The organism is Planctomycetota bacterium, from assembly GCA_016207825.1.
Taxonomy (GTDB): domain Bacteria; phylum Planctomycetota; class MHYJ01; order JACQXL01; family JACQZI01; genus JACQZI01.
Map to the genome: position 1 here is coordinate 1 of JACQZI010000004.1, position 23,968 is coordinate 23,968.

Annotated in this window: 17 protein-coding genes, 2 tRNA genes and 3 rRNA genes; 19 read left to right on the forward strand and 3 right to left on the reverse strand. The window is 47.9% G+C overall.

The genetic code is table 11. The features are described from left to right. The first annotated feature begins 311 nt into the window (after positions 1-311). The 6 genes from HY811_00520 (at position 312) to HY811_00545 (ending at position 7,238) form a co-directional block, all read left to right on the forward strand. Positions 312-2,366, forward strand: coding sequence for a HEAT repeat domain-containing protein (locus tag HY811_00520; GenBank protein ID MBI4833295.1), 2,055 nt, complete (start codon positions 312-314; stop codon positions 2,364-2,366). A gap of 3 nt (positions 2,367-2,369) precedes the next feature. Continuing rightward, entirely contained in the window at positions 2,370-3,500 is a 1,131-nt protein-coding gene (aroC, locus tag HY811_00525) for a chorismate synthase (protein ID MBI4833296.1), read from the forward strand. 61 nt (positions 3,501-3,561) lie between these two features. Further along, positions 3,562-4,731, forward strand: coding sequence for a serine/threonine protein kinase (locus HY811_00530; protein MBI4833297.1), 1,170 nt, complete (start codon positions 3,562-3,564; stop codon positions 4,729-4,731). Positions 4,732-4,734: 3 nt separating this feature from the next. Next, complete coding sequence (gene xseB / locus HY811_00535) at positions 4,735-5,016, forward strand: exodeoxyribonuclease VII small subunit (GenBank protein MBI4833298.1); 282 nt, start codon at positions 4,735-4,737, stop codon at positions 5,014-5,016. Next, positions 5,003-5,839, forward strand: a complete 837-nt coding sequence (locus HY811_00540; GenBank protein MBI4833299.1) for a polyprenyl synthetase family protein — start codon at positions 5,003-5,005, stop codon at positions 5,837-5,839. The genes xseB and HY811_00540 overlap by 14 nt, the downstream gene beginning before the upstream one ends. 13 nt (positions 5,840-5,852) lie before the next feature. Then, entirely contained in the window at positions 5,853-7,238 is a 1,386-nt protein-coding gene (locus HY811_00545; GenBank protein ID MBI4833300.1) for a hypothetical protein, read from the forward strand. 9 nt (positions 7,239-7,247) lie between these two features. Here HY811_00545 and HY811_00550 read toward each other — a convergent pair whose 3' ends face one another. After that, positions 7,248-7,520 carry an acylphosphatase gene (locus tag HY811_00550; GenBank protein ID MBI4833301.1) on the reverse strand — a complete coding sequence of 91 codons (273 nt, stop codon included), beginning with the start codon at positions 7,518-7,520 and terminating at the stop codon, positions 7,248-7,250. 240 nt (positions 7,521-7,760) lie between these two features. On the opposite strand from HY811_00550, the gene HY811_00555 reads away from it, so the two are divergent. Further along, entirely contained in the window at positions 7,761-8,504 is a 744-nt protein-coding gene (locus tag HY811_00555) for an N-acetyltransferase (protein MBI4833302.1), read from the forward strand. Here HY811_00555 and HY811_00560 read toward each other — a convergent pair. Beyond that, positions 8,498-9,316, reverse strand: a complete 819-nt coding sequence (locus HY811_00560; GenBank protein ID MBI4833303.1) for a dihydroorotate dehydrogenase electron transfer subunit — start codon at positions 9,314-9,316, stop codon at positions 8,498-8,500. The genes HY811_00555 and HY811_00560 overlap by 7 nt on opposite strands. Before the next feature lie 13 nt (positions 9,317-9,329). Next, complete coding sequence (locus HY811_00565; GenBank protein MBI4833304.1) at positions 9,330-10,394, reverse strand: M42 family metallopeptidase; 1,065 nt, start codon at positions 10,392-10,394, stop codon at positions 9,330-9,332. Between the two features lie 217 nt (positions 10,395-10,611). Here HY811_00565 and HY811_00570 point away from each other — a divergent pair, with 217 nt between their 5' ends. From HY811_00570 to HY811_00625, 12 genes are all read left to right on the forward strand, one after another. Then, on the forward strand, positions 10,612-11,364 hold the full coding sequence (locus tag HY811_00570; protein MBI4833305.1) for a nucleoside phosphorylase: 753 nt from the start codon (positions 10,612-10,614) through the stop codon (positions 11,362-11,364). A 74-nt stretch (positions 11,365-11,438) separates the two neighbouring features. Next, positions 11,439-11,885 carry an ACT domain-containing protein gene (locus tag HY811_00575; protein ID MBI4833306.1) on the forward strand — a complete coding sequence of 149 codons (447 nt, stop codon included), beginning with the start codon at positions 11,439-11,441 and terminating at the stop codon, positions 11,883-11,885. 92 nt (positions 11,886-11,977) lie between these two features. Beyond that, positions 11,978-12,478: a nitroreductase family protein gene (locus tag HY811_00580; GenBank protein ID MBI4833307.1), complete on the forward strand. Its 501-nt coding sequence runs from the start codon at positions 11,978-11,980 to the stop codon at positions 12,476-12,478. A 350-nt stretch (positions 12,479-12,828) separates the two neighbouring features. Beyond that, positions 12,829-13,212 carry a 4Fe-4S dicluster domain-containing protein gene (locus HY811_00585; GenBank protein MBI4833308.1) on the forward strand — a complete coding sequence of 128 codons (384 nt, stop codon included), beginning with the start codon at positions 12,829-12,831 and terminating at the stop codon, positions 13,210-13,212. A gap of 157 nt (positions 13,213-13,369) precedes the next feature. Beyond that, positions 13,370-14,851 (forward strand): 16S ribosomal RNA (locus HY811_00590). Between the two features lie 98 nt (positions 14,852-14,949). Continuing rightward, positions 14,950-15,024: transfer RNA gene (locus HY811_00595), tRNA-Ile, on the forward strand. A gap of 78 nt (positions 15,025-15,102) precedes the next feature. After that, a tRNA-Ala gene (locus tag HY811_00600) sits at positions 15,103-15,175 on the forward strand. A 197-nt stretch (positions 15,176-15,372) separates the two neighbouring features. Continuing rightward, positions 15,373-18,409 (forward strand): 23S ribosomal RNA (locus HY811_00605). 72 nt (positions 18,410-18,481) lie between these two features. Next, positions 18,482-18,601, forward strand: a 5S ribosomal RNA gene (gene rrf / locus HY811_00610). The 16S, 23S and 5S rRNA genes sit together here with 2 tRNA genes alongside, the layout of an rRNA operon. A 350-nt stretch (positions 18,602-18,951) precedes the next feature. After that, on the forward strand, positions 18,952-19,299 hold the full coding sequence (locus HY811_00615; GenBank protein ID MBI4833309.1) for a helix-turn-helix domain-containing protein: 348 nt from the start codon (positions 18,952-18,954) through the stop codon (positions 19,297-19,299). Between the two features lie 117 nt (positions 19,300-19,416). Further along, a complete protein-coding gene (locus HY811_00620; protein ID MBI4833310.1) occupies positions 19,417-23,694 on the forward strand; it encodes a right-handed parallel beta-helix repeat-containing protein in 4,278 nt (1,425 codons plus the stop codon). Positions 23,695-23,697: 3 nt separating this feature from the next. Then, positions 23,698-23,968: RHS repeat protein (locus HY811_00625; GenBank protein ID MBI4833311.1), on the forward strand; the 271-nt coding region annotated here is incomplete at its 3' end.

Genomic DNA, 23,968 nt, shown 5'->3' on the forward strand with positions numbered 1-23,968 from the left:
GCCGATTCACATAATAAATCAGGGGTCATAGACGGGTTCTCCTTATAAAAATACTGTTCTCTACAAGTATTTTCGTCTATGACCCTGTTTTACTTTAACTTTTATATCACTCCTCAAAATAATTATTCAACAAAGCAGGGGCACCCCATTATCGGGAGTCCCCGTAGGGGGGTCATGAAGCGATTTTCTTGTTATATCTATTCATGGCGATAATGACAAATTATTGACCACATCAGGAATAATTAGTATATTATTATAAGCGGTTTGGGAAATGATTTTTGATAAAATCTCAATTAGCTATATAAATAAAAATGCTTAAACGTTTAATTGTTATTGGTTTGTTATTAACCGCGCTTGCCTCAAGCGGATGCTGGCTGTTTTTCAAGCCTAAAACTGAGACCCCGCCGCCGCCCAAGGCATTGGACCAGGCAGGATTAAGCGAGCAAAAACGAGCTCTTTATTCGGAAGACCCGGAATACCGGGCTCTGGCGGCAAACGCCCTGATTGAACGCGGCGATAAGCGGGCAATGCAAACGCTGTCAGATGCTTTGCGGACGGCCAAAGATGAAGTAGTCGTTTCTATATTAAAAGTGCTGACCAGGCGCCCGGAAATAAGGCTGATAGAGCCGCTTATTGACATACTGGAAACGAGAAACCCCGCTCTCCAACCGCTTATTTTCGAAGTGATAAAGTATTATGACCGTCCTGTTTTGATTCCCGATTTACTGGAGAGGCTCAGGCATAAAAATAAGACAATTGAGGCTAAGAATAACGTGGTCAAGGCGCTGGGCAAGGCGACCAGCAAGGATGAGGTCGAGCCTTTAATCAATTATTTCGGGACTCATGACGGCAAGCTTGATGAGGAAATCAATAAGACCCTGGAGCAGATTACGCTCCAGCGTTATAAGACCAAGGAAGAATGGCAGGAATGGTGGAGCGTTTACAAGGATAAACCGCGCGAAGTCTGGCTGGATGAAGCAGTCATAAAATATCAGAAGCTGATTGCGGAAAAGGATGCAAAAATAGATAAGATTATGACCGAGCTGGTGGGCATTAAGATAAACCAGCTTAATATCAGGTTGGAACAGGCCCGGAAAGGTCCCACGCAGGATGTCCTGGCGATTCTGTTCGGGGCGCTTACCGACAGCCTCTGGCAGGTGAAGAAATACGCGGTCGAGCAGTTTAAGACTGTACCGCAGGAATCTTTTAAGGATGTATTGCCCAAGCTGGCTGAAATGATAAACGCTCCGGAAGACGAATTGAGGACGACGGTAATCACCATGCTGGGAGAACTCGGCGGGGAAAACGAATTGCCTGCTCTTGTTAAAATCTTGGAGAATCCCAAGGAAAAAGACGCCATGCGGATAATCGCGGCGAACGCTTTGGGCAGGTTGGCCAACCAGAAGGCAACCGCTCCTTTGACCGGACAATTGAAAGGGAATTCACAGGCTCTGATCTTAGCGGTGATTGAGGCACTCGGCAAGATAAAGGACGGTTCAGCCGTTCCCGCACTGGTCATATGCCTGGAAGATAAAGCTAAAACTGACGATGTGCACAGGGATGTTATCGAATCGCTCGGAGAGATAAAAACTCCTTATGCGGTGGAAGTGATTATACAATACGCTTCGGACATCCGCGACCGTATACGCTGGACGGTGGCGAGCAACCTGGGAAAAGTGATGACAAATACCGCAATAGCTCCATTGTCAAAACTTTTGGAAGACCAGTTTGACGATATCCGCCAGACCAGTGCCGAATCCATGGGTAATCTTGGGATGGAAGAAGGCGCCCAGTATTTAATCAAAGCCCTTTTTAACGACAAGGATCCGCGCGTCCGGGAGCTTTCCGCGGTCGCGTTGGGTAAAATCAAAAGCGCCCTGTCGCTTTCCAGTATCATACCGGCGCTCTCCGATGCAAACGAGAAGGTGGCTAATGCCGCCTGGAATACCATCGTTATCACAATCAATTCTGACGTGAAGCTGTTGGCTGATATCGCCGGTCAGCTGGCCGGCGCAAAACACCTGTCGAGAGCCGCGGAACTTTATAAAAAAGCCGTGGAGACATCTAATGAAGAGGCTCATGTAAAGGCGCTCCTGGAAATCTACAAGGAATTAAAACAGGTGGATGGGACGGCCAAGATGTATGCGAACTTAATCGCACGGCAGGTTAAGAACTCATCTCCATGGCGCGACCTGAAAGTTGAGCTGGTTAATTTTCTATATGAAAATAAAGAATACGCTAAGGTTCTTGAAGAAGTCAAGGAGCCTCTGGCCGACCCGAACATTCCCCAGAATACAGCCGAACAGTTGCAAAAGCTGAAAACCGAAAGCGAAAAAGCGCTGAAAGACGCGAAGCCCCCGGAGTAAAATATGCTTTCATACCAGACGGCCGGAGAATCACACGGGAAATATCTCGTCGCGTTGATTCAGGGCTTGCCGGCGGGCTTATCCGTAAACTTAAATCTTATCAAATCCGAGCTCAAAAGGCGCAGGGACTGCATCGGGAGAAGCAAGAGGTCGCAAAGCGAACCGGACCGGTTTGAAATAGTTACCGGATTAAGAAAAGGGAAGACCATCGGCGCGCCCCTGACCATATTAATCCCGAACAAAAAACCAAAGACAGATTCCATGCCGCCTTTGACGCGTTTAAGGCCGGGGCATATTGATATCGCGGCCGCGGCGAAGTTCGGCGCCAAAGACGTCCGCGATTTCACTGAGCGGGCAAGTGCCCGCGAGACCGCGGTGCGCGTTGCCGCCGGCGCAATCGCCAAAATGTTGCTTGCCGAATTCGGAATCGAAATCGCCGGTTATGTCAATGAAATCGGCGGGGTTATGCTGTGCCCTTTATTCCCGTCATTCAACAATGCCGCCGAATTGAGAAGGCGGTTAATCCCCGAAATATACGGGCTGGATAAAGAGGCGTGTTTACAGGCCATCAAGAAAATAAATGAGGCCGGAAGAAAAGGCGACACGCTCGGAGGCATTTTCACGGTCGTCGGGTTTAATGTTCCGGCAGGGCTTGGTTCGCACAGCCAGTGGAATTTAAGGATAGACAGCAGATTGGCGGCCGCGGTAATGGCGATACCCGCGGTTAAGGGAGTGGAACTCGGGCTCGGATTCGGATACAGCCGGGTTGCCGGCACCGGCGCCCATGATCTCATATACTTTAACGGCAACAAGCCTCTTTTCAATAAAGGAGGCGGTTTGAAGCGCGTTACCGATAATGCGGGAGGAATAGAAGGCGGAATTACAAACGGGGAAAATATAATAATTCGAGCCGCGGTTAAGCCTGTGCCGACACTGGGAAAGCCTCTTAAAACGATAGACCTGGCGACAGGAAAAACCAGCCGCGCGCGGGTGGAATCCGCCGATATCTGCGCGGCCGCGCCGGCATTGGTGGTTGCCGAATCCGCGGCGGCGTTTGAATTAGCAAGAGCATTTCTTGATAAGTTCGGCGGAGACACCGTCAGTCAGATTAAGCGTCATTTTGGGTCGGCCTGATTCTCCGCATGGCAGAATATTTTACTTGCTTATCACCTTGTTTTTTATATAATCAGTCTGTATGAGTCATGATAAAAAGGTTGACTATTCATTCGGGGCGGTTGCGGTACAGTTGGGATATACTACGGTTGAACGAATCAATGAGTGCCTGAGAATTCAGCATAAAATAAAAGAACTCGGTATCGAGCCTATGAAACTTGGTGAGGTAATGATAGACAAGGGATATCTTACCGAGGCCCAGGTGAAACATATCTTCCGCATCCAGGGTTTAAAAGGCGGCCACACAACAATTGCCGGTTATAAAATAATCAGCGAAATCGGGCGCGGCTCGATGGGCAGTGTTTATAAGGCGTTGCAGATAAGCATGGACCGCGTAGTGGCGATAAAAATACTGGCTCCGCAGTTGGCTCAAAACGAAAAGTTCGTGCAACGTTTTTTCCAGGAGGCCCGCGCCGTTGCCAAGCTAAACCATCCCAATATCGTCCAGGGAATTGATGTTGGGGAGTCAAACGGAGTCCATTACTTTGCCATGGAGTATATTGACGGCCCTTCTTTGGAAGATGTTATAAAACAACACGGGCCTTTGTCCGAAGAAGCGGCGCTTGATATAATGATACAAACTTCCAAGGCGCTTGAGCATGCGCATAAAAATAATATGGTGCACCGTGATGTAAAACCAACTAATATCATGGTAACCACAGATAATGTCATTAAATTATGCGACCTGGGACTTGCGCTTATTATATCCAAGGAAACAGCCGAGCAAAAACGGGTTATCATGGGAACTCCTTCTTATATTTCTCCAGAGCAGGCAAAAGGAGATCCTGATGTCGATATCCGTTCGGATATTTATTCGCTGGGGGCTACTTTTTACTATATTTTAATCGGCCAACCACCTTTTAGTGGGTCAACATCCAGCGAGGTTATTAAAAAACATATCACTGAACCGCTGGTTGCTCCGAATACTAAAAATGACGAAATTTCACAATGGACAAATGATATTATCATTAAAATGATGACGAAAAAGCGAGAGGATAGGCATCAAACGCCTTTTGAGCTTATAAAAGAATTGGAAAACACGCTACAAATGCTTAGAACTCCTCTTTTGGAGCCGGAACCGCTACCTGCGGGTAAAACCAAGCGATTAAGCGCATTTTCCAAACTTAACCGCCTTCGCCGGACCGGGGTTCAACCGTCTTTTAATTTTCGCTATAAAAAAAGGATCAGATAATATATGAAAAAAGAACGTTTTTCACCGATAGAAACAACCGCAAGAAAAGAATCCGGCCAGAAATTCGAAGAATACCTGTTGCAAGCGGAAAAAATAGTCGCGGGACTTGAAGAAGGAAATCTCGACCTAGAAGAATCGTTATGCCATTATGAAGAAGGGATTAAAGCCCTCAAAAAGTGTTACGAAATCCTTAATGGCATAGAAAAAAGAATAGAAATCTTGATTAAAGACGAAAAAGGCAATTTCCAGTGCAAGCCGTTTAAGAAATCAAATGATAACGAATAATACCAGTAAATACCTGAAAGAGCAAAGACAAAAGGTGGATAAAACGTTGCTTAATTACCTGCCTTCTAAAAAAGATATTCCGGGCGAGCTTTATGACGCAATGGTTTACAGCGTCCTTTCAGGCGGCAAGCGAATTAGGCCTATTCTTGCTTTGACTGTTGGTAGGATATTCGGCGCGGGCGAAAAAGCGCTTATGCCGGCGGCCTGCGCGATAGAATTTATCCATACGTACTCTTTGATTCACGATGACCTGCCGGCAATGGATGATGATGACTTGCGCCGTGGCAAACCAACTACCCATAAAGTATTTGGGGAAGCCGTGGCGATTCTTACTGGCGACGCGTTTTTAACCCAAGCAATTGAAGTGCTGGCGTCTGGAAAATACCAACCTGTAATAAGTAAACGGCTTATTTCAGAAATTACATCGGCTGTCGGAGCTAAAGGTATGGTCGGCGGACAGGTTTTGGATTTAAATTTCACTCATAATAAGACAAAAACTGTGCCGAATCCTGATAATAAATCTTATACTAAAATGCTTGGGATGAAAACGGCCGCCTTGATAAAGGCTTCAGTTTATTGTGGCGGAATTATCGCCCGGTGCAATAAAAAAATGTTAGACATGCTTGAAGTTTATGGTCAGCATATCGGGCTTGCTTTCCAGCTAAAAGACGATGCTTTGGATTACCCCGCTTCGGTAAGGGATAAATATCTAACCGAAGCGGAAAAGACAATCGTCCGCGCGAAGGCGGCGCTGAAACATATCGGAAGGAAAGCCCGTATATTGGAAGAACTGGCGGATTATATCGTAAAAAGAGCTTTTTAATAAAGGAGAATTTATGAAATACCGATTAGCGTTTTTAGCGGGATTATTAGTGTGCGGATGTTTAATTTCGACCGGTATTTTCGGAGCGGATAAGGATGACGGTCCCAAGGAAATAACCTTCCAGTATGTGGCGGACTGGAGTATTTTAAAGAATATCCCCAGCCCGTGCCTGGAGCCGCCGGAAATCATGGACGACTATCTTCCGCTCCCGAATCCGCATCATTCCAAGGGGTTCCGCGCCTTTACGGATAACGCTGTTTTGAAAGTTGATTCGGACGGTGATACCAAGGCTGACAAGGATATTAAAAAGAAGGAAGAACTGGTGACGTTTGATATCGTTTATGAGGGCGGCGTAAAAGGGAAATACCAGATGCGTTTCTGGCAGAACGGGGTGAATTACATGGGCGCCCAAAAAGTGCCGCGCTGGTGTTATCAACGCGGTGGTTTTATGAAAGGGCAGGCAGAGGGGGAAGTCATCCTTCTAATCGATGATAATAATAACGGCTTTTACAACGATTACGGAGAAGACGCCATTGTTATCGGCCAGAATTCCAAAGGGGCAGGCAGGCTTTCCCGTTTTATCAACCTAAAGGACAGCATGTATGAAATTACCATAGATACCACCGGAACGAAAGCCCAGCTGAAAAAATGCGCTGAAAAGCTCGGCAGGATAAACATAGAAAAAGAACTGAATTTTCCTAAGATGAAACCCGTCGTGTTAACCCTTAAAAGTGGTGACAAGTATATAAATATTTTCCCGGGGCGCAAGACCAACTTTTTACCGGTCGGCGAATATGAATTTGACCAGGCGATATTTGACCAGCGGTTAAGGGCAAGAGCCGGAGCCTTCCCGAAAATAACAATCGAAGAAGGCAAAGAAACGATGATGAAATGGGGAGGTCCTTTTAAGCTGCTTTTAAAGCCGAGCCTGGAAAAATCAGGACAACTGGTTATATTTATTCCACCTGCGGAATATAAACCGCCGGCGCTTAATACCAAAATAGTTGAATGCCCGTTTATAAAAATGTCGCTTCCCACGGCGGTTGTCGGTGCACAGGGAGAGGAATATTTCGGCTCTCCGGAATTTAAGGACGAAAAAGGTTTTTGCCTGCCTGATGCAACGATAGATTTATTTATGGTTGCGATAGCTGCCAAGGAGCCCGCGCAGGGGGTGAAAACGGCTAAAGGGAAGCTTTTGAATAAAATAGGAAATCAATTCGTGGATAATTGGGTGAAAATCGATATGTCCGGACTGGTGGAAAAGAAGCCTCCTTACTGGGACGGGTATTACCAATGTCCGCTTTACGATTATAAGGGGAAAATCGGCATAAAAGTTTCAACCAAGAGCAATATTTTCGGCGAGTTGGTTTTTGAGCAGGAGATGGAAATCCAGCAATAATTGAGAAATTCAATATACAGTAGTAAATTCGCCTGATTGTCCTTCGGGCGTTTCCCATTTTATCTCCACATTCGTAACTCTGGCCGATGGCGGTCCGTGATGCGCCCAGGTTATCATGGCATCTACCGCGGCGTCATTTCCTTCAAACACGGTTTCCACGCGGCCGTCAGGGATGTTTTTTACCCAGCCGGTTAATCCCAATCTGCGGGCTTCGTTTTCTGTGTGGGCGCGGAAGAATACGCCCTGGACCCGGCCGCTTATCCAGAGATGCGCTCTTTTCATAAATTTCATAATAGCATTTTTCGGTTTCAAGGTGAAGTAAAATTTAATTGACCCCGTTAGAGACGGTTGATATAATTTCAGAACGAAAAAGTAAAGCATCGGGAAACGTTAAAGATATCGCCGATAGGCTCAACTTTATTAAACGGCCGTCCCGCTTTAGCGGGGCGACCTGTCTCTAACGGGGTTGACCCAATTACTAGCCTATGATTTTTATATTTCAGGAAGGTAGGAGCAATTACAATGAACAATCAAATTCATCAATCGGCTAAAATCGGCAAAGATACGATTGTCGGGTATTATACAGTTATCGAAGAAGGCGTTAAAATCGGCAATAACTGCCGGATAGGACATCATGTTGTCATACATAAAGATACCGTTATCGGGGATAATGTCAGGATTGATGCGCAGTCGGTGATAGGGAAAACGCCCATGAAATCGGTATTAAGCGCGCTGACCAAGGAAAAAGAATTACCGCCGGCCCAAATCGGCAACGGGGTGCTTGTCGGCGCTTCGGCTATAATTTACCGCGGATGCAAAATCAGCGATAATGTTATGGTGGCTGATTTCGCTTCTATACGGGAGGATGTCACAATCGGCGAAACAACCATTATAGGGCGTGGAGTTACCGTGGAAAACCGCACCTCCATAGGTAAGCGTTGCAAGATAGAAACGGAAACATATATCTGCGCCATTTCTGCCATCGGCGACGGATGCTTCATCGCTCCCGAAGTGACTTTTACCAACGACAATTTCTTGGGACGGACCAAAGAGCGCTTTAAATACCATAAAGGCGTTACTATGCTTAAGGGGGCGCGGATTGGGGCAAACTCTACAGTGCTTCCCGGAATTACCATCGGGGAAGACGGATTGGTGGCGGCCGGTTCGGTTGTTACAAAAGATGTCCCGGCTAAAACATTAGTGATGGGCACTCCCGCAAAATCAGTAAGGCCTGTCCCGTCTGAACAATTGCTGGAAAATCAATAAAGTTGAGAGGCCTCAAAGACAGGGCCTTCCGAACAGACCGGCGCATAGCGGAATGAAGATCCTTTCCTGACTTTGCAGACGCAGGCGCGGCAGATGCCGATTCCGCATCCCATCCATTCTTCCAGCGAAACCTGGCAGGGTATTTTGTATTGTTTAGCTATCTCGCAAACGCGATGCGTCATGCCCTCCGGCCCGCAGGCATATATTTGAATTTGCCTGGCGGGCGACTGTAAACGACTAATCAGTTTTTCCAGCAAACCGGTTACGAATCCTTTATTGCCTTTTGATCCGTCATCTGTTGTTATTTGCAGTCCATTTGAAGAAAGTTTAACTAAATCTTCAACGCGTAGTTCTTTTTTAGAGCGTGCGCCGATTAGGGTGTATATCTTATTCTTTCCCTTAAGCGCCGTAAGATATTTAAGGAGTAGATGCAATCCTGATGAGCCGATTCCTCCAGCGACAATGATGGAATATTTGGCTTTTTTGTTAATCCTGAATCCGTTCCCCAAAGGCCCCATAACGTCTATCTCTGCGCCGGGTTTCATGCCTGACATCAGGTGCGTTCCTTTGCCGACAACCTGATAAACGATCTCAAGGATTAGTTTTCCTGTCTTAGTTTTGTTAACATTATATATGCTGAAAGGGCGGCGCAATAAGGTTTCATTACTTTTTGTCAGTTTGAGATGGATGAATTGCCCAGGATGCTGTCCGGTGATGGGCGGTTTAACCAGCAAGCCCATACGGAAACAATCCTTTTTCCCCACAGGCTTGTTATAAACTACCGTACCTGTCCGCAGCAACGAATTCGCCATATCTTTATTGGATCTATGGGATAAACGATATCTTGGAGTTGAGCTTCATTGCAAAATTAGCCAGCAGTTTTGAAGTATTCTCCAAATCAGTCAGCGAAATCACCTCTATCGGGGTATGCATATATCTGTTAGGAACACTTACTAGACCTGTTGCCACGCCATCTTTGGTTACCTGAATCATGTTAGCATCCGTGCCAGTTGCGCCGGGAGAGGCTTCTATTTGATAAGGAATCTTTTTCATGCGGGCAGTTTCCACCAGCATATTAAATACGATAGGATTGATATTAGCACCACGTGAGATTGCCGGACCTTTACCCAGTTTGATCTCGCCGATTTTCTTCGGGTCACATCCGGGGAAATCTGAGCCATGGGTGACATCCACGGCAATCCCGACATCAGGGTCTATTCCGTAAGCGCTGGTTTTAGCGCCGCGCAAACCGATTTCTTCCTGTACGGTCGAAACCCCGTATACTGCAGCTTTAATATTACTTTTGGAGAGCTGCCTTAAAGCTTCCGCTACGATAAAGGCGCCCATCTTATCATCAAAACCACGTGAAACGACAAAATCATTCTTCAAAGATTCAAACCCGACGGCAAAGGTTACCGGGTCGCCGATAGAAACAATTTTTTCTACCTCATCCTTTTTACGGGCGCCGATATCTATCCACAAGGCGTGAATTTTCGGTGAGCCGGCTGATTTGCGTTCCTCATCATCCATCAGGTGAATCGCTTTTTTACCGATTACCCCGAAAGTTTTTCCTTTTTTATTATGGATGATTACCCGCTGTCCCGGAAGGAGCGAAGCATCCACCCCACCGATGGCTCGGAAAGAAATAAATCCGTTGGCATCTATATAATTGACCATGAATCCTATTTCATCACAATGTCCGCACATCATGAATTTCGGGTTCCCTTTAGGGTTTATGGCGGCGATAACATTTCCGTGGACGTCTTTTTTTATGCTGTCGGCGAAATGCTTGACATAATCGAACCAGACCTTCTGGGCGGGTTCTTCAAAACCGGATGGGCTTGGGGCGGCAACCAAATCTTTCAAGAATTCCAATGCTTTCTTTTCCATTAGACAACTCCTTTCATCACATGATGTTTACTAAGGTTAATTGCATTATATTTTAGGCATATATTTTGAATCGTCAAGAATAAGAATAGTAAATGTTTTGAAGAGAAGAATTATAATATCTCGACAATAAAAAATATTATTAAAATAAAAAATTAGTTGACAAAGTTTTCTTTTAGTGTAATACTATTACAAACATACTTAATGTGTTTGCGAGATAATGAAACAAGAACAACAGTATCACATCGGACTTAAACGGAAAGAACTGTCTCGCAATATCCTTCTTTGTGGTGATTTGTCGAGGGCAGAAAAGGTTGCTTTGCTTTTCGATAAGATTCATCTCAACAAACGTAACCGCGAGTTCGTCACTTTTACCGGTACTTATCACAATATTCCGATGACCGTGATGGGCACAGGGATAGGCCCGGATAATACGGAAATCGCTCTTGTAGAGATTTCGCAGATAGTCGACAATCCGGTTCTTATTCGCATAGGTAGTTGCGGGGGCTTGCAGAAAAATATCAATCTGGGGGATTTAATTATTTCAACCGGTGCGTTGAGGCTGGAGAACACATCCACCTTTTTTGTCCCTGAAGGATACCCGGCGATCGCGCATTATGAAGTGCTGCATGCTTTAAGACAGTCGGTCGAAGGGTTAAAGCTCAAATGGCATATGGGTATTACCGCGACGGCTCCCGGTTTTTATGGCGCGCAGGGCAGGAAGGTTGCAGGATTCCCGCTGCGCTATCCGGATATGGTTGATTATTTCAGGAATATCGGAGTCTTAAACTTTGAGATGGAAACTTCCACTCTTTTGACGCTGGCTAATATGAGAAATTTCAGGGCAGGAAGCATTTGCTCTGTTTACGCTGACCGCTACCGCTATAAATTCATATCACCGGAGCTCAAAGAAAAAGCCGATATGAACTGCATCAAGGCGGGTTTAAAAGCTATAGAGATTCTTAACAATTGATTGTTTACCCCATTCTGCCGAAGGCCCAATTATCGGGACCTTCGGTGTGGAACGGGAGAAGGAGAAAGCAAACCATGAAATTAGTAAGGCAGTTTTCCGTTTCTTTGGTAAACCGTCCGGGCGTACTGGCAAATATTTGCCGGGCTCTTTCCGATGAGAAAGTTAATATAATGGCGCTGACCATTTCTGACAGTATTGATTTAGGTCTTTTGCGGATAGTGGTGGATAAAAACGATGTTGCAAAAAAGGTATTGAGCCGTTTCGACGCGCCGGTAACAGAAACCGACGTCTTGGCGATAGATTTACCAAACCGCCCCGGCGCCATGGCCGTGCTTGCGGAGAAGTTGAGCCGGGCTCATATTAATATAAATTACGCCTACGTAACTACCGGAGTGGGCGGCGGACAGGCAACAGCTTTCATAAAGGTTCAATATCCGGATAAGGTAATGAAGGTTCTTAACGAAGATGCACGAAAACAGGAAAGAAAAATTACCATAAAATCCGGTTACAGCAAGTATTGATTATTACGGCTTGCTGAATCATCAGGACGATTTAATTTTATTCAACTCGTGATTAGTGCTTCTATTGCCATAGGGGGTATTATATGGAGACGATGGAAGTAATCCTAAGCCGGCGGAGTGTTCGGGAGTATAAGAACGCTGATGTTTCAGAGAAACTGATCAAGGAAATCTTGGAGGCGGGAATGCACGCGCCTTCAGCCCGTAATGAACAGCCGTGGCATTTCTTGGTGGTGAATGACAGAAATATCCTAAAAAAAATAATGGAGTTTCATCCTTACGCAACAATGCTGGCACAAGCGCCGGCGGCTATACTGGTCTTGGGTGGTTTGGAAACAACACCTGATGAAGGTTACGCGGTGATAGATTGTGCGGCGGCAACGCAGAATATGCTCTTGGCAATACATGATAAAGGGTTGGGTGCAGTCTGGCTGGGAATTTATCCTAGGGCTGAAAGGATTACCGGGATGAGAAAACTTTTTTCTCTGCCGGCAAATGTTCTGCCGGTTTCGCTTATTGCGTTAGGGTATCCTTTAGAGGAAAAAGCGCAGGAAGCGCGGTTTAACCAGGCTCGTATACATTATAATAAGTGGTAAATATTAAATCTACAGCTAAAGATTTTTTAATAAGATGGCGATATATATTGTCTGGCAGATTGAAGCTCTACCACGATGTTATCTCGGGAAGGTGTCTTGGATTAAGGGGTTTCATTAGCGAACCCCCCCGCTCCACTTCGCTCCGCAGGACGATAGGGAGTCCCTGCCCGATAGGGTAGGGCGCCGCACCCCATGGCGGTACGGGGGTGAAGGAATCATATGGAAAAACCACATTTCCTGAATCCTCTCCCGGACAAGGTGTCTTGGGGGAGGATTCCTGCCTCTTATAGCGTATTAGGAAAATAATTTTCCTTGACAAAATCAAAATACTTGGGTAAATTATACCGCGTATGAAATTAGTAGCTGATCCAAAGAAATGTACGGGTTGCCGTTTATGCATGTCGGTATGCTCGCTTGAGCACTTTAAGGAAGTAAACCCCAAAAAGGCCGCCCTGATAGTGGACCCAAAATTCCCGTCCCCGGGCGTCTATGAACTGAGGATTTGCAACCAGTGCGGAACCTGCGCGAGCGTCTGCCCGTCCGAGGCGATAAGCGAGAAGAAAGGCGTCTATATAATTGACGCGGAAAAGTGCACCGGCTGCGGCGAATGCGTCCAGGCGTGCCCTCTAAAGGTAATGGTTCTGCATGAGGATAGTCCGGTCCCGATAAAGTGCGACCTTTGCAGGGAATGCATCCCTTGCTGTTCTACCGAGGTTCTTTCCGTGGCGGACTAATACATAAAAATATTATTCGCCGCAATAATTAAATTTTGTTGACAAATGGTTTTGTTTATAGTAGAATAACGAGGCTAATAGGCAGTTGTTCTTTGACAATACAATACCAAGGAAGAAACGGGCCACGTGTACTTGAGAAAATTTAATTAAGTGATTGATTGGAGAATTTGATCCTGGTTCAGAACGAACGCTGGCGGCGTGCTTAATACATGCAAGTCGAACGAGAATTCTGTAGCAATACGGATAGTAAAGTGGCGTAAGGGTGAGTAATACGTAGATAACTTACCTTTAAGATCGGGATAACCCCGCGAAAGCGGGGCTAATACCGGATATCATTCCGTCCCGACATCGGGATGGAATTAATGGCTGCTTCGCAAGAGGTGGCGCTTGAAGAGAGATCTATGGCCTATCAGTTAGTTGGCGGGGTAACGGCCCACCAAGACTATGACGGGTAGCCGGCCTTAGCGGGTGTACGGCCACATTGGGACTGAGACACTGCCCAGACTCCTACGGGAGGCAGCAGTAGGGAATATTGCGCAATAGGCGCAAGCCTGACGCAGCGACGCCGCGTGGAGGATGAAGGCTTTCGGGTTGTAAACTCCTGTCAGAGGGGACGAAATTCCCGTTTAACAAACGGGATTGACTTAACCTTCAGAGGAAGCACCGGCTAACTCCGTGCCAGCAGCTGCGGTAATACGGAGAGTGCAAGCGTTGTTCGGATTTACTGGGTGTAAAGGGTCTGTAGGCGGCCAGTTAAATCAGGTGTGAAAGCCTCCGGCTTACCCGGAGAATGGCATTTGATATTGTCTGGCTTGAGGGTGGAAGAAGAGAATGGAACTGTAGGTGGAGCGGTGAAATGCGTAGATATCTACAGGAACACCAGAGGCGAAGGCGATTCTCTAGAACATACCTGACGCTGAGGGACGAAAGCTAGGGGAGCAAACAGAATTAGATACTCTGGTAGTCCTAGCCGTAAACGATGGATACTCGCGAGAGGTGCTCGTTAAGGGTGCCTCTGGCTCAGCTAACGCGTAAGTATCCCACCTGGGGAGTACGGTCGCAAGATTAAAACTCAAAGGAATTGACGGGGGCTCGCACAAGCGGTGGAGCATGTGGTTCAATTCGACGCAACGCGAAGAACCTTACCAGGGTTTGACATGCTTGTAGTAGGGATCCGAAAGGTGAACGAACCGTAAAGTCGGTTGCTTGCACAGGTGTTGCATGGCTGTCGTCAGCTCGTGTCGTGAGATGTATGGTTAAGTCCTACAACGAGCGCAACCCCTGTCCTGTGTTGCTAACCTCACCCATCCTGAAACTTAAAAAACAAGCCACTGAATCACAAAAGCGCCACAGAATTACACAGAAACAACACAGAAAAAAAACCGATCTCAGTTCAGATCGGAGGCTGCAATTCGCCTCCGTGAAGTTGGAATCGCTAGTAATCGCAGATCAGCCACGCTGCGGTGAATATGTTCCCGAGCCTTGTACACACCGCCCGTCAAGCCACCCAAGCATAGGGTACCTGAAGATGTTGTTTCAACCCGCAAGGGAGAAAGACATCCAAGGTAAAATGTGTGAGGAGGGCTAAGTCGTAACAAGGTAGCCGTAGGGGAATCTGCGGCTGGATCACCTCCTTTCTAAGGTGATACCAAAATGGTCCCGTTTCTCCCCCTTGGTCTTTATAAACCATCCCGGCGTAAGTCGGGATGGTTTATTTTTTTCATAATCTAAACAAAAGGGCGTGTAGCTCAGTTGGTTTAGAGCATTCGCTTGATAAGCGAAAGGTCAACAGTTCAACTCTGTTCACGCCCAGATTTGAATACCGGATTACCAGGAGACTAGAATATCATTGCGATAATCTGACGCTCTGGTTATCCGATAGGCTGATACGGGGGTGTAGTTCAGCTGGGAGAACGCGTGCTTTGCAAGCACGAGGTCGTCGGTTCAAATCCGATCACCTCCATTTTATATGGTGGAAAGAGGATAAATATTTTATATGTCGGGAGAGCGAATTTGATCGCCTCCGAATACATAGTATATAAAAAACTTGACGGATTGGTTTTCTTTCTGTATAATAAATAATTCGCTTAATCGCGAATATTAGATCTTTGACAATACGGATCAAAAGACTTAAGAACTTAGGATAAGAATACACAAAAAATTTGGTCAAGCTACTAAGGGTGTATAGAGGATACCTTGGCATTGGAAAGCGATGAAGGACGTAGCAGGCTGCGATAAGCCCCGGTGAGCCGTCAAGCAGGCTTTGACCCGGGGATTTCCGAATGAGGAAACTCATCCCGATGTTGAATTGGGATATCCCGGCGCAAGCCGGGAAGCGAACGAGGGGAATTGAAACATCTCAGTACCCTCAGGAAAAGAGAAAGTGATTGATTTTCCCAGTAGCGGCGAGCGAAAAGGAAAAAGCCTAAACCCTATCAGCGTTCAAGCCCGTGCGCGTTGCTGATGGGGTGTCACGGGGTGTAGCCGTTTCCCGTCACGAGCGGGAAGGAAGAGTTACAAAACAATATCTTAGTTGAATCGTCTGGGAAGACGGACCATAGAAGGTGATAGTCCTGTAAACGAAAAGATATTGCCTCTTCTGGCTATTCTCCCAAGTAACGTCTGTCTCGGGGAAGCAGGCGTGAATTTTGCCCGACCATGGGCTAAGGCTAAATATTATCCAATGACCGATAGTGTACCAAGTAGCGCGAGCGAAAGGTGAAAAGAACCCCGGCGAGGGGAGTGAAATAGAACTTGAAACTATACACCTACAAACTGTGGGAGTCCCGATTTATCGGGATGACCGCGTGCCTTTTGCATAATGAGTCCGGGAGTTACGGTGTAAGGCGAGGTTAATTCTGGTATGTAAGTGCCGGAAGGAGCCGTAGCGAAAGCGAGTCTGAAAGGGCGATTTAGTCTTATGCTGTAGACCCGAAAGCCAGTGATCTACCCTTGGTCAGAGTGAAGCTTCGATAATCTCGAAGTGGAGGCTCTAAGGGTATAACGTTGAAAAGTTATCCCGTGAACTGAGGGTAGGAGTAAAAGGCTAATCAAACTGGCCAATAGCTGGTTCTCCTCGAAATAGCTTGAGGGCTAGCCTCGTGTAATAGATATTGGGGGTAGAGAGACTGAATGGATAAGAGGGGTCCACCAGACTGCCTCATCCAACCAAACTCCGAATACCAGTATCCGTATCACGGGAGACAGTACGTGGGGGCTAAGCTCCACGTTCAAACAGGGAAACAACCCAGAAACCGCCAGCTAAGGTCCCAAAAACAGGCTAAGTGTTAAAGGAAGTGAGATGACTAAGACAGCCAGGATGTTGGCTCAGAAGCAGCCATCATTTAAAAAGTGCGTAACAGCTTACTGGCCGAGTCGTTTTGCGCCGAAAATGATCGGGCCTCAAGCCTGTTGCCGAAGCTGCGGATTTATTCTTGCCTTCGGGCAAGAATAAGTGGTAGGGGAGCGTTCTATTCGGAACGAAGGCCAAACGCGAGTTTGACTGGACTGAATAGAAGTGATTATCCGGACTTCAGTAGCGAGCCAAAACCTGTGAGAAGCAGGTTCGCCGTAAGCCTAAGGTTTCCTGGGGAAGGTAATTCCGCTCAGGGTTAGTCGGCACCTAAGACGAGGCCGAAAGGCGTAGTCGATGGAGAAGCCGTTAATATTCGGCTACCTTCTTAAGTATGACAAAGACTCTTCCGGAGGGGCGGAGGAGGCTAGGCAGTCCCGGAGGATAGAAATTCCGGGTTTATCCTGTAGGCGGGTGCGATAGGCAAATCCGTCGCACCGTTAACGCCGAGGGGAATAAGGGAGTCCGTTTAGGATGAAGCTGCTGATGCCATGCTCACGAGAAAAGCTTCGGAAGGGAATACTTAGGGAGACCGTACTACAAACCGACACAGGTAGGCGAGGAGAAAATCCTAAGGCGCTCGAGTGAACCCTCGTTAAGGAACTAGGCAAAATGACCCCGTAACTTCGGGACAAGGGGTGCCCTGATTTGTCAGTCTCTATACGGGACAAAGCATTTCTGGGTCACAGTTAAGAGGGCTGGGGAACTGTTTATCAAAAACACAGGTCTGTGCTAAGCCGTAAGACGCTGTATACAGACCGACGCTTGCCCAGTGCTGGAAGGTTAAGGGGTGGGGTCAATCCACCGTAAGGTGGGTGAAGCTCCTAACCGAAGCCCCAGTAAAAGGCGGCCGTAACTATGACGGTCCTAAGGTAGCGAAGTTCCTTGTCGGGTAAGTTCCGACGTGCATGAATAGCGTAATCACTTGGCCGGTGTCTCAACGAGGAGCTCGGCGAAATAGCAGCGGCGGTGAAGATACCGCCTGCCCGCATCTAGACGGAAAGACCCCGTGCACCTTTACTGTAACCTCATATTGAACTTTGGTTTAATTTGCGTAGGATAGGTGGGAGGCTTTGAAGCCCGGTTTTCGGATCGGGCTGAGCCAACGGTGAAATACCACTCTTGTTATGCTAAAGTTCTAACCCTGACTTTGTAAGTTGGGAGACAATGTGAGGCGGGCAGTTTGACTGGGGCGGTTTCCTCCTAAAGAGTAACGGAGGAGTCCCAAGGTTCCCTCAGTGCGCTTGGCAACCGCACGTGGAGTGTAAGGGTAGAAGGGAGCTTAACTGCGAGACTTATAAGTCGAGCAGGTACGAAAGTAGGGCCTAATGATCCGGTGGTACCGAATGGAAGGGCCATCGCTCATCAGACAAAAGGTACGCTGGGGATAACAGGCTTATGGCGTCCAAGAGTCCATATCGACGACGCCGTTTGGCACCTCGATGTCGGCTCATCGCATCCTGGGGCTGAAGAAGGTCCCAAGGGTTCGGCTGTTCGCCGATCAATAGCGGTACGTGAGCTGGGTTCAGACCGGCGTGAGCCAGGTCGGTCCCTATCTGGTGTGGGCGCAGGAGATTTGAGAGGCCCTGTCCTTAGTACGAGAGGATCAGGATGGACGGACCTCTGGTGTACCAGTTATCCCGCTAGGGGTAATCGCTGGGTAGCTATGTCCGGATGAGATAAACGCTGAAAGCATCTAAGTGTGAAGCTCACCTCAAGATTAGATCTCCCAATCACATAAGTGGTAAGAAGACTCCTGGTAGACTACCAGGTTGATAGGTCCTAGGTGTAAGGCCTGTAAGGGCTTCAGCCGAGGGATACTAATCAGTCGTTCGGCTTGACCATTAGTAATCTATAAAGTCTTTTAATGGGGGCAGCGTAAGTTGCCCCCATTCCGTAATTATAACATAAAAAATGCCCGGTGATCCAATACCCAAGGGGCTACACCCGTTCCCATTCCGAATACGGAAGTTAAGACCTTGGGGCCGATGATACTGCTGGGAATCTCAGTGGTGGGAAAGTAGGTCGTTGCCGGGCGCTGGTCTCATAACCCCGTTTCTCTCCGAAATTACTTCGGAGGGGGGCGGGGTTTTTTATTGCCCGTTGCACTGAACTAAATCTAAAGGGTATAATCCATTTAGACACCTGTATAAAAACATAGTATAAGGGGAATATGCACAAGTTCTTGTGCACGATGCACAAGAACTTGTGCATAAAATAGGGCCGTTTTTGCCGGATTTTCACCGAAACTAAAACTACTTGTAAATCCAACTCCAATTAATTCAACCGGTTATCTAACAGCTAGCAACTATTATCCAAAAACTGCAAAAGTTGGCACGCTATTTGCTTAATAAGTCATTCTTAAGGTTCCTAAAAAGAGTGATTTTATGGCAGATAAATATGATAATATAGTCAGGAAACGCCTGGGATTATTATTGTATGCCAAGAAATGCGGCAATATCGAAAAGGCCTGCCGGATATTTGATGTTAGCCGCTCCACGTATTATCGCCTTAAAAAGCGTTATGCTAAACACGGTGTTAAAGGCTTGATGTATTTATCCCGCGCGCATAAAAGCCATCCACAAACCACCGCCAAGCCGGTCCTTAATTTAGTAAAGCAATTATGGCAAAAGAATCCTAATTATAGCTGGATAACTTACAAGCTCAATTCAACGGGCACGGCTATCGCGTATAAAACCGTAAGGAAAATAGTTCTGAATTATTGTCTCATATGATGGGTATAGGAATTTATCCTGAAAATGGAATCACGTATTGACATGTTTTTTATAAGATGTATACTCACCAAAATGGAATTTCCCAACTTGAAACTTTTATTATAAGGAGGATTTGGCATGAAATACGGAAAGCTGTACGGCGCGGTCACCCTGGTTTGCCTGGCAATGGTTTTATCTATCGGCCTCATCTGGGCTGAAGAATATGACCCGGACGATATCTCCACCTGGCCGCACGATGGCTACCACAACGCCTTTGAAGCGACCGGCACGGAATTCGTCATATCTGGAAATCCGTATTTCCCTGACCTCAAAATTACTTCCAAGGAAGAAGTCCATATCGTCCTGGAAGCATTTCAAGATATGGTCAGCTATCATATCGAAGCGGTTGATACCAATAAGCACCAGACCAAAATCACCATCGAAGGGCTGGATGGGTTTTTTACGGGCGAGGAATCCGGCAAGCTCTACCGCCACGAGGACGGCGCGTTCGAGGATTCATTCAAGCTGAAAAAGCATAACGCAACGTATACATACCATCAGGATATCCGCAAGGCGCACCATGTCTATATCATGCCCGAACACGGCACGGTCTATATCGGTATTGAAGCAAACGGCGGCACGCCCCCGCCCACTCCTCCGTATAATTACGATTCCGGCTCACGCACTTATACGCTCACCCAGAATATTCTCGATTACGTGGTTATCACGGCCAATAATATTACCTTGGATGGCGGCGGCTATTATATCAGCGGCACCAATACCGGCTACGGCATTTATCTTAACAGCAATACTAATGTCACCCTAACCGATTGCACGGTTCAGTATTTCTATGTCGGCATCTATGTTTCCGGCGGCTCGACCAATACCATCGCCTCTTCTACATCCATCACTAACCAAAACAGCTGTATTTGTCTTTATAATACGGATTACAACACCGTCTCCGGATGTGCGGCTTCAAAATCAGTCGCCAGCAACGGCATCGTGTTGACCGGCGGGGCGGATTATAACACAATCTCCGATTCTTCCTCATCCGGCAACGCGTATAATGGAATAGCCATTTCAAACAACGCCCTGAATAATACCGTTACCGGCTGTGTCGTTAACGGCAACAGCTCAAACGGGATGTATATTAACTGCAATTATAGCACTCTCACTGATAACACCTGCTCATCTAACACCAATCTGGGCATCGCCGTTTACGGCGCGCGTTATAACAGCGTTACATATAATACCTGCTACGGCAATGGCACCAGCGGTATTGGCCTGCCTTCGGGCACCTCTAACACCGTCGTGGCGAATAATACCTGCACGGGAAATTCCTGGGATGGCATCAGGCTTTGGAACGCGAATTATAATACGGTCACGACCAACACCTGCCAGTCGAATACGGTGGGCGGAATCGGAATCTTAAGCTGCAGCGGCAAATCACTTACTATTACCGGCAACTCGCTTATTTCCAATGCCTACGGTGTTACCATGAGCAATAACGCTACCACAACAAGCATCCTCGTTTACCAGAATAACATCTTTAACAATACCACCTGGAACGCCTATTCCACGGATGCTATAAATCTCTACTGGTATAATTCAGCCACCCAGCAGAATGAAGGCAATTTCTGGGGGCACGTCATTGAACCCGCCTTTACCGCCGGTCCCGGCGCGGGTGCGGATACCAACGCGGCCAACGTCACCAACGACTACGCCTACCTCGTTAAAAACGGCTGGCTTTTGGGTTACGCCCCGCATGAAGAAATAAACCTGCCCTCGGCGCGCGGCGCGGGCTCGGATGGCCTCTCCCCGCGTATCTCGGATGCCAACGCCACCGTCGACCTCGCCAGCGGCAACGTCAATCTCGCCGTGCCTTTAACCTATATCGTGCCCGTTGACGGGCTTCCGACAAACGTCGTCATTTACGGCAATAGCATCCCCGCGACCGATAACCCCTCATCACCTCTGGGCTACAACTGGACGCATACATTTAATATGCGCCTGATTATCCAGACCGATGGCTCCATCATCCAGGTGACCGAATCCGGACGGGAAATCCTTTTCTGGAAAGACGGCGAGTCACCCGCCCATTGGGTTTCCTATCCCCATTACGGCTTATACCGCACTATCACCATAGATTCTTCCACCGGTAATTACGTCCTGACCAATAAAGACCGGACTACTTTAACCTTCTATCCTAACGGAAAGTTTTATAAAGCCCAAGACCTTAACAACCACACCGTCACCGCCACCTATGACCCTAACGGCGACCTTAACTATGTTACCCTTGCTAACGGGATGGTTATATATTTTGACGTCGATTCCGGCACCCATTGCATAAACGAGCTTTATATCAAAAACCAGAGTGGGTCTCCCATCAGCAGTTCGGTGACGGATTTTGATTATACCTCCGGCGTCTTAACCGGCGCCACGAAGAACGGCGGCGCCTGGGCTTGGGGCTGGTCTTATAATTATAACCAGGTTACCCAGACCTCCCCGGAGAGTTATAATAACCGCGTCTTCAACATGACCGGTAATAAATGCACCTCGATTACCGGGCCCTTGAACGAGGATATTACCATCGTTTACCACGCCAACCCCGACCATACGGTCGTCACAGGCCGCACGGGTAAAGTGGATGACGTTTACACCAATGCACAGCTTGGTGTCTGGACGCGCTGGATAGATGAGGAAACCAGCCGGGGATTTGATAGCTCCCGGAATGTCATAACCGAAACCAAGCCCTCAGGCGCAACGACCTACTGGGCATACGACTCGCGCGGCAATGTCCTTTCCACCACCAATGCCGCCGGCGCCAATACCCAATATCTCTACGGCGATTCTACCAACCCGGATTTACCGACCGAAATCGGCAACGCACTCGGCATCACCACCACCCGCACTTATAGCACGGCAGGACAGCTCACCCAGGAAATAGAAGACTACGGCACGGGCAAGCTTAACCGCAAGACCACCTGGGAATACTATACCTCCAATGAAACGAGCGACGCCGCGGTCATCGGACAATTATATAAGCACCACCGCGACCCGGATACCTTAAACCTCACCACTACTTACAATTACGACTCCAACGGATACGGCATAAAGGAAACCGTGACAGATGGAGGCACGTTCTCTCTCGTCACCGGAGAGCGCGTCACCAACGACATCGGCTGGATAACCACTTCCTATAACGTCGACTATCCAAGTTACATTGCGAACAACGTCGCCACTGTCTACGAATACGACGAACGCGGCAACCGTATCTTGGAAACCGACCCTAACGGCATCGAGACCGCCAGCGAATACGACCTCTTGGACAGGTGCACCAGCCGGACGGTGGATTCAACCGGCTTGAACCTCGTCACCACCTGGGCATACAATTGGGGCGGTGTGACCGAACAGCATATAGACCCATCGGGGCTTAATATCTCCTCTTACACCGAATACGATGCCGCGGGCAAGGTAATCTCCCGCACTGATGCCGCAGGCGCCTTGACCGAATATTACTATTACCCGAACGCGCGCCTCTGGAAAACCAAGCGGCAGTTGACCGCCGCACCCGATTACGCCTGGACGGAATACTTCTACGACGTTAATGGCAACCAGACCGGCATCCTCGATGCGGGCAATCACGCCATTTCCATGACCTACGATTCCGTCGACCGCCTTGTCACCACCACGGATGTCGCTTCCTCGACCACGGTCCAATACGGATTCGATTTACTCGGCCGCCAGACCTATACCATAGACGCGCGCGGCAACCAGTCCTGGACATTCTATAATAACGTGAATGAAGTTACCCACATGCGCTCGGCTGAAAGCACGATGGGCGTTTACATCACCACCGCCTATGCCTACGACGCAGTCGGACGCAGGACACAGGTAATCGGCCCGTGGTATGATACCGATGGCGATGGCATAGCCGACGCGGGCGAATACGTCAATCCGACCATAGGCACGATTAACGCGCCGGTGGCCTATACCGAATACGACCCGGCAGACCGGGTAACGCGAACCTATATCAATAATACCTCCACGACCGACGCCAAATATTATTACGACGCCATGGGCGACCGCTCCATCCACTATGTGGAAACATTGGTTGATTCCGCGACCTCCTCTTACCAGATGGTATCCTCCCAATATAATAAGAATAAGCAGGTGTATCTCACCGCTTTAGACCCGATGGGCACCCTGAACGAACAAACCTATCACTACTTCGATAATGCCGGCAGGCAAACCGCCGCAACCGCCGCCTACGGCTCGGCAGTCTCCACGACCTCCTACTCCATCTTAGATAAAGCCAGCCGGGTTATCACTTCATACGTTAGCTCTACGCTCTACGCTACTGGCTGCTCTTATAATGCACGGGGACAAGTCCTGACCACGACCGATGCAGAGTGACGAGTGACGACGAACGCCTACGACATATCAGGACGCCTTACCTCGACCACAGACGCACTGGGCAATGTCGTAAGCTATGGCTACAATGTGGAAGACCTGATGACCTCGCTCACCTATACCAAAGTCGGCTCAGGCGTCCCGACCATTTACACCTATAACGACCAGCACCGCCTAATCCGCACCGACCAGCCCGGATATGACATCACGAATCCCACCGGGGTAATCACGAATAGCACGTATACGGGATATGATGCCAATGGGAACGTCACCAGCC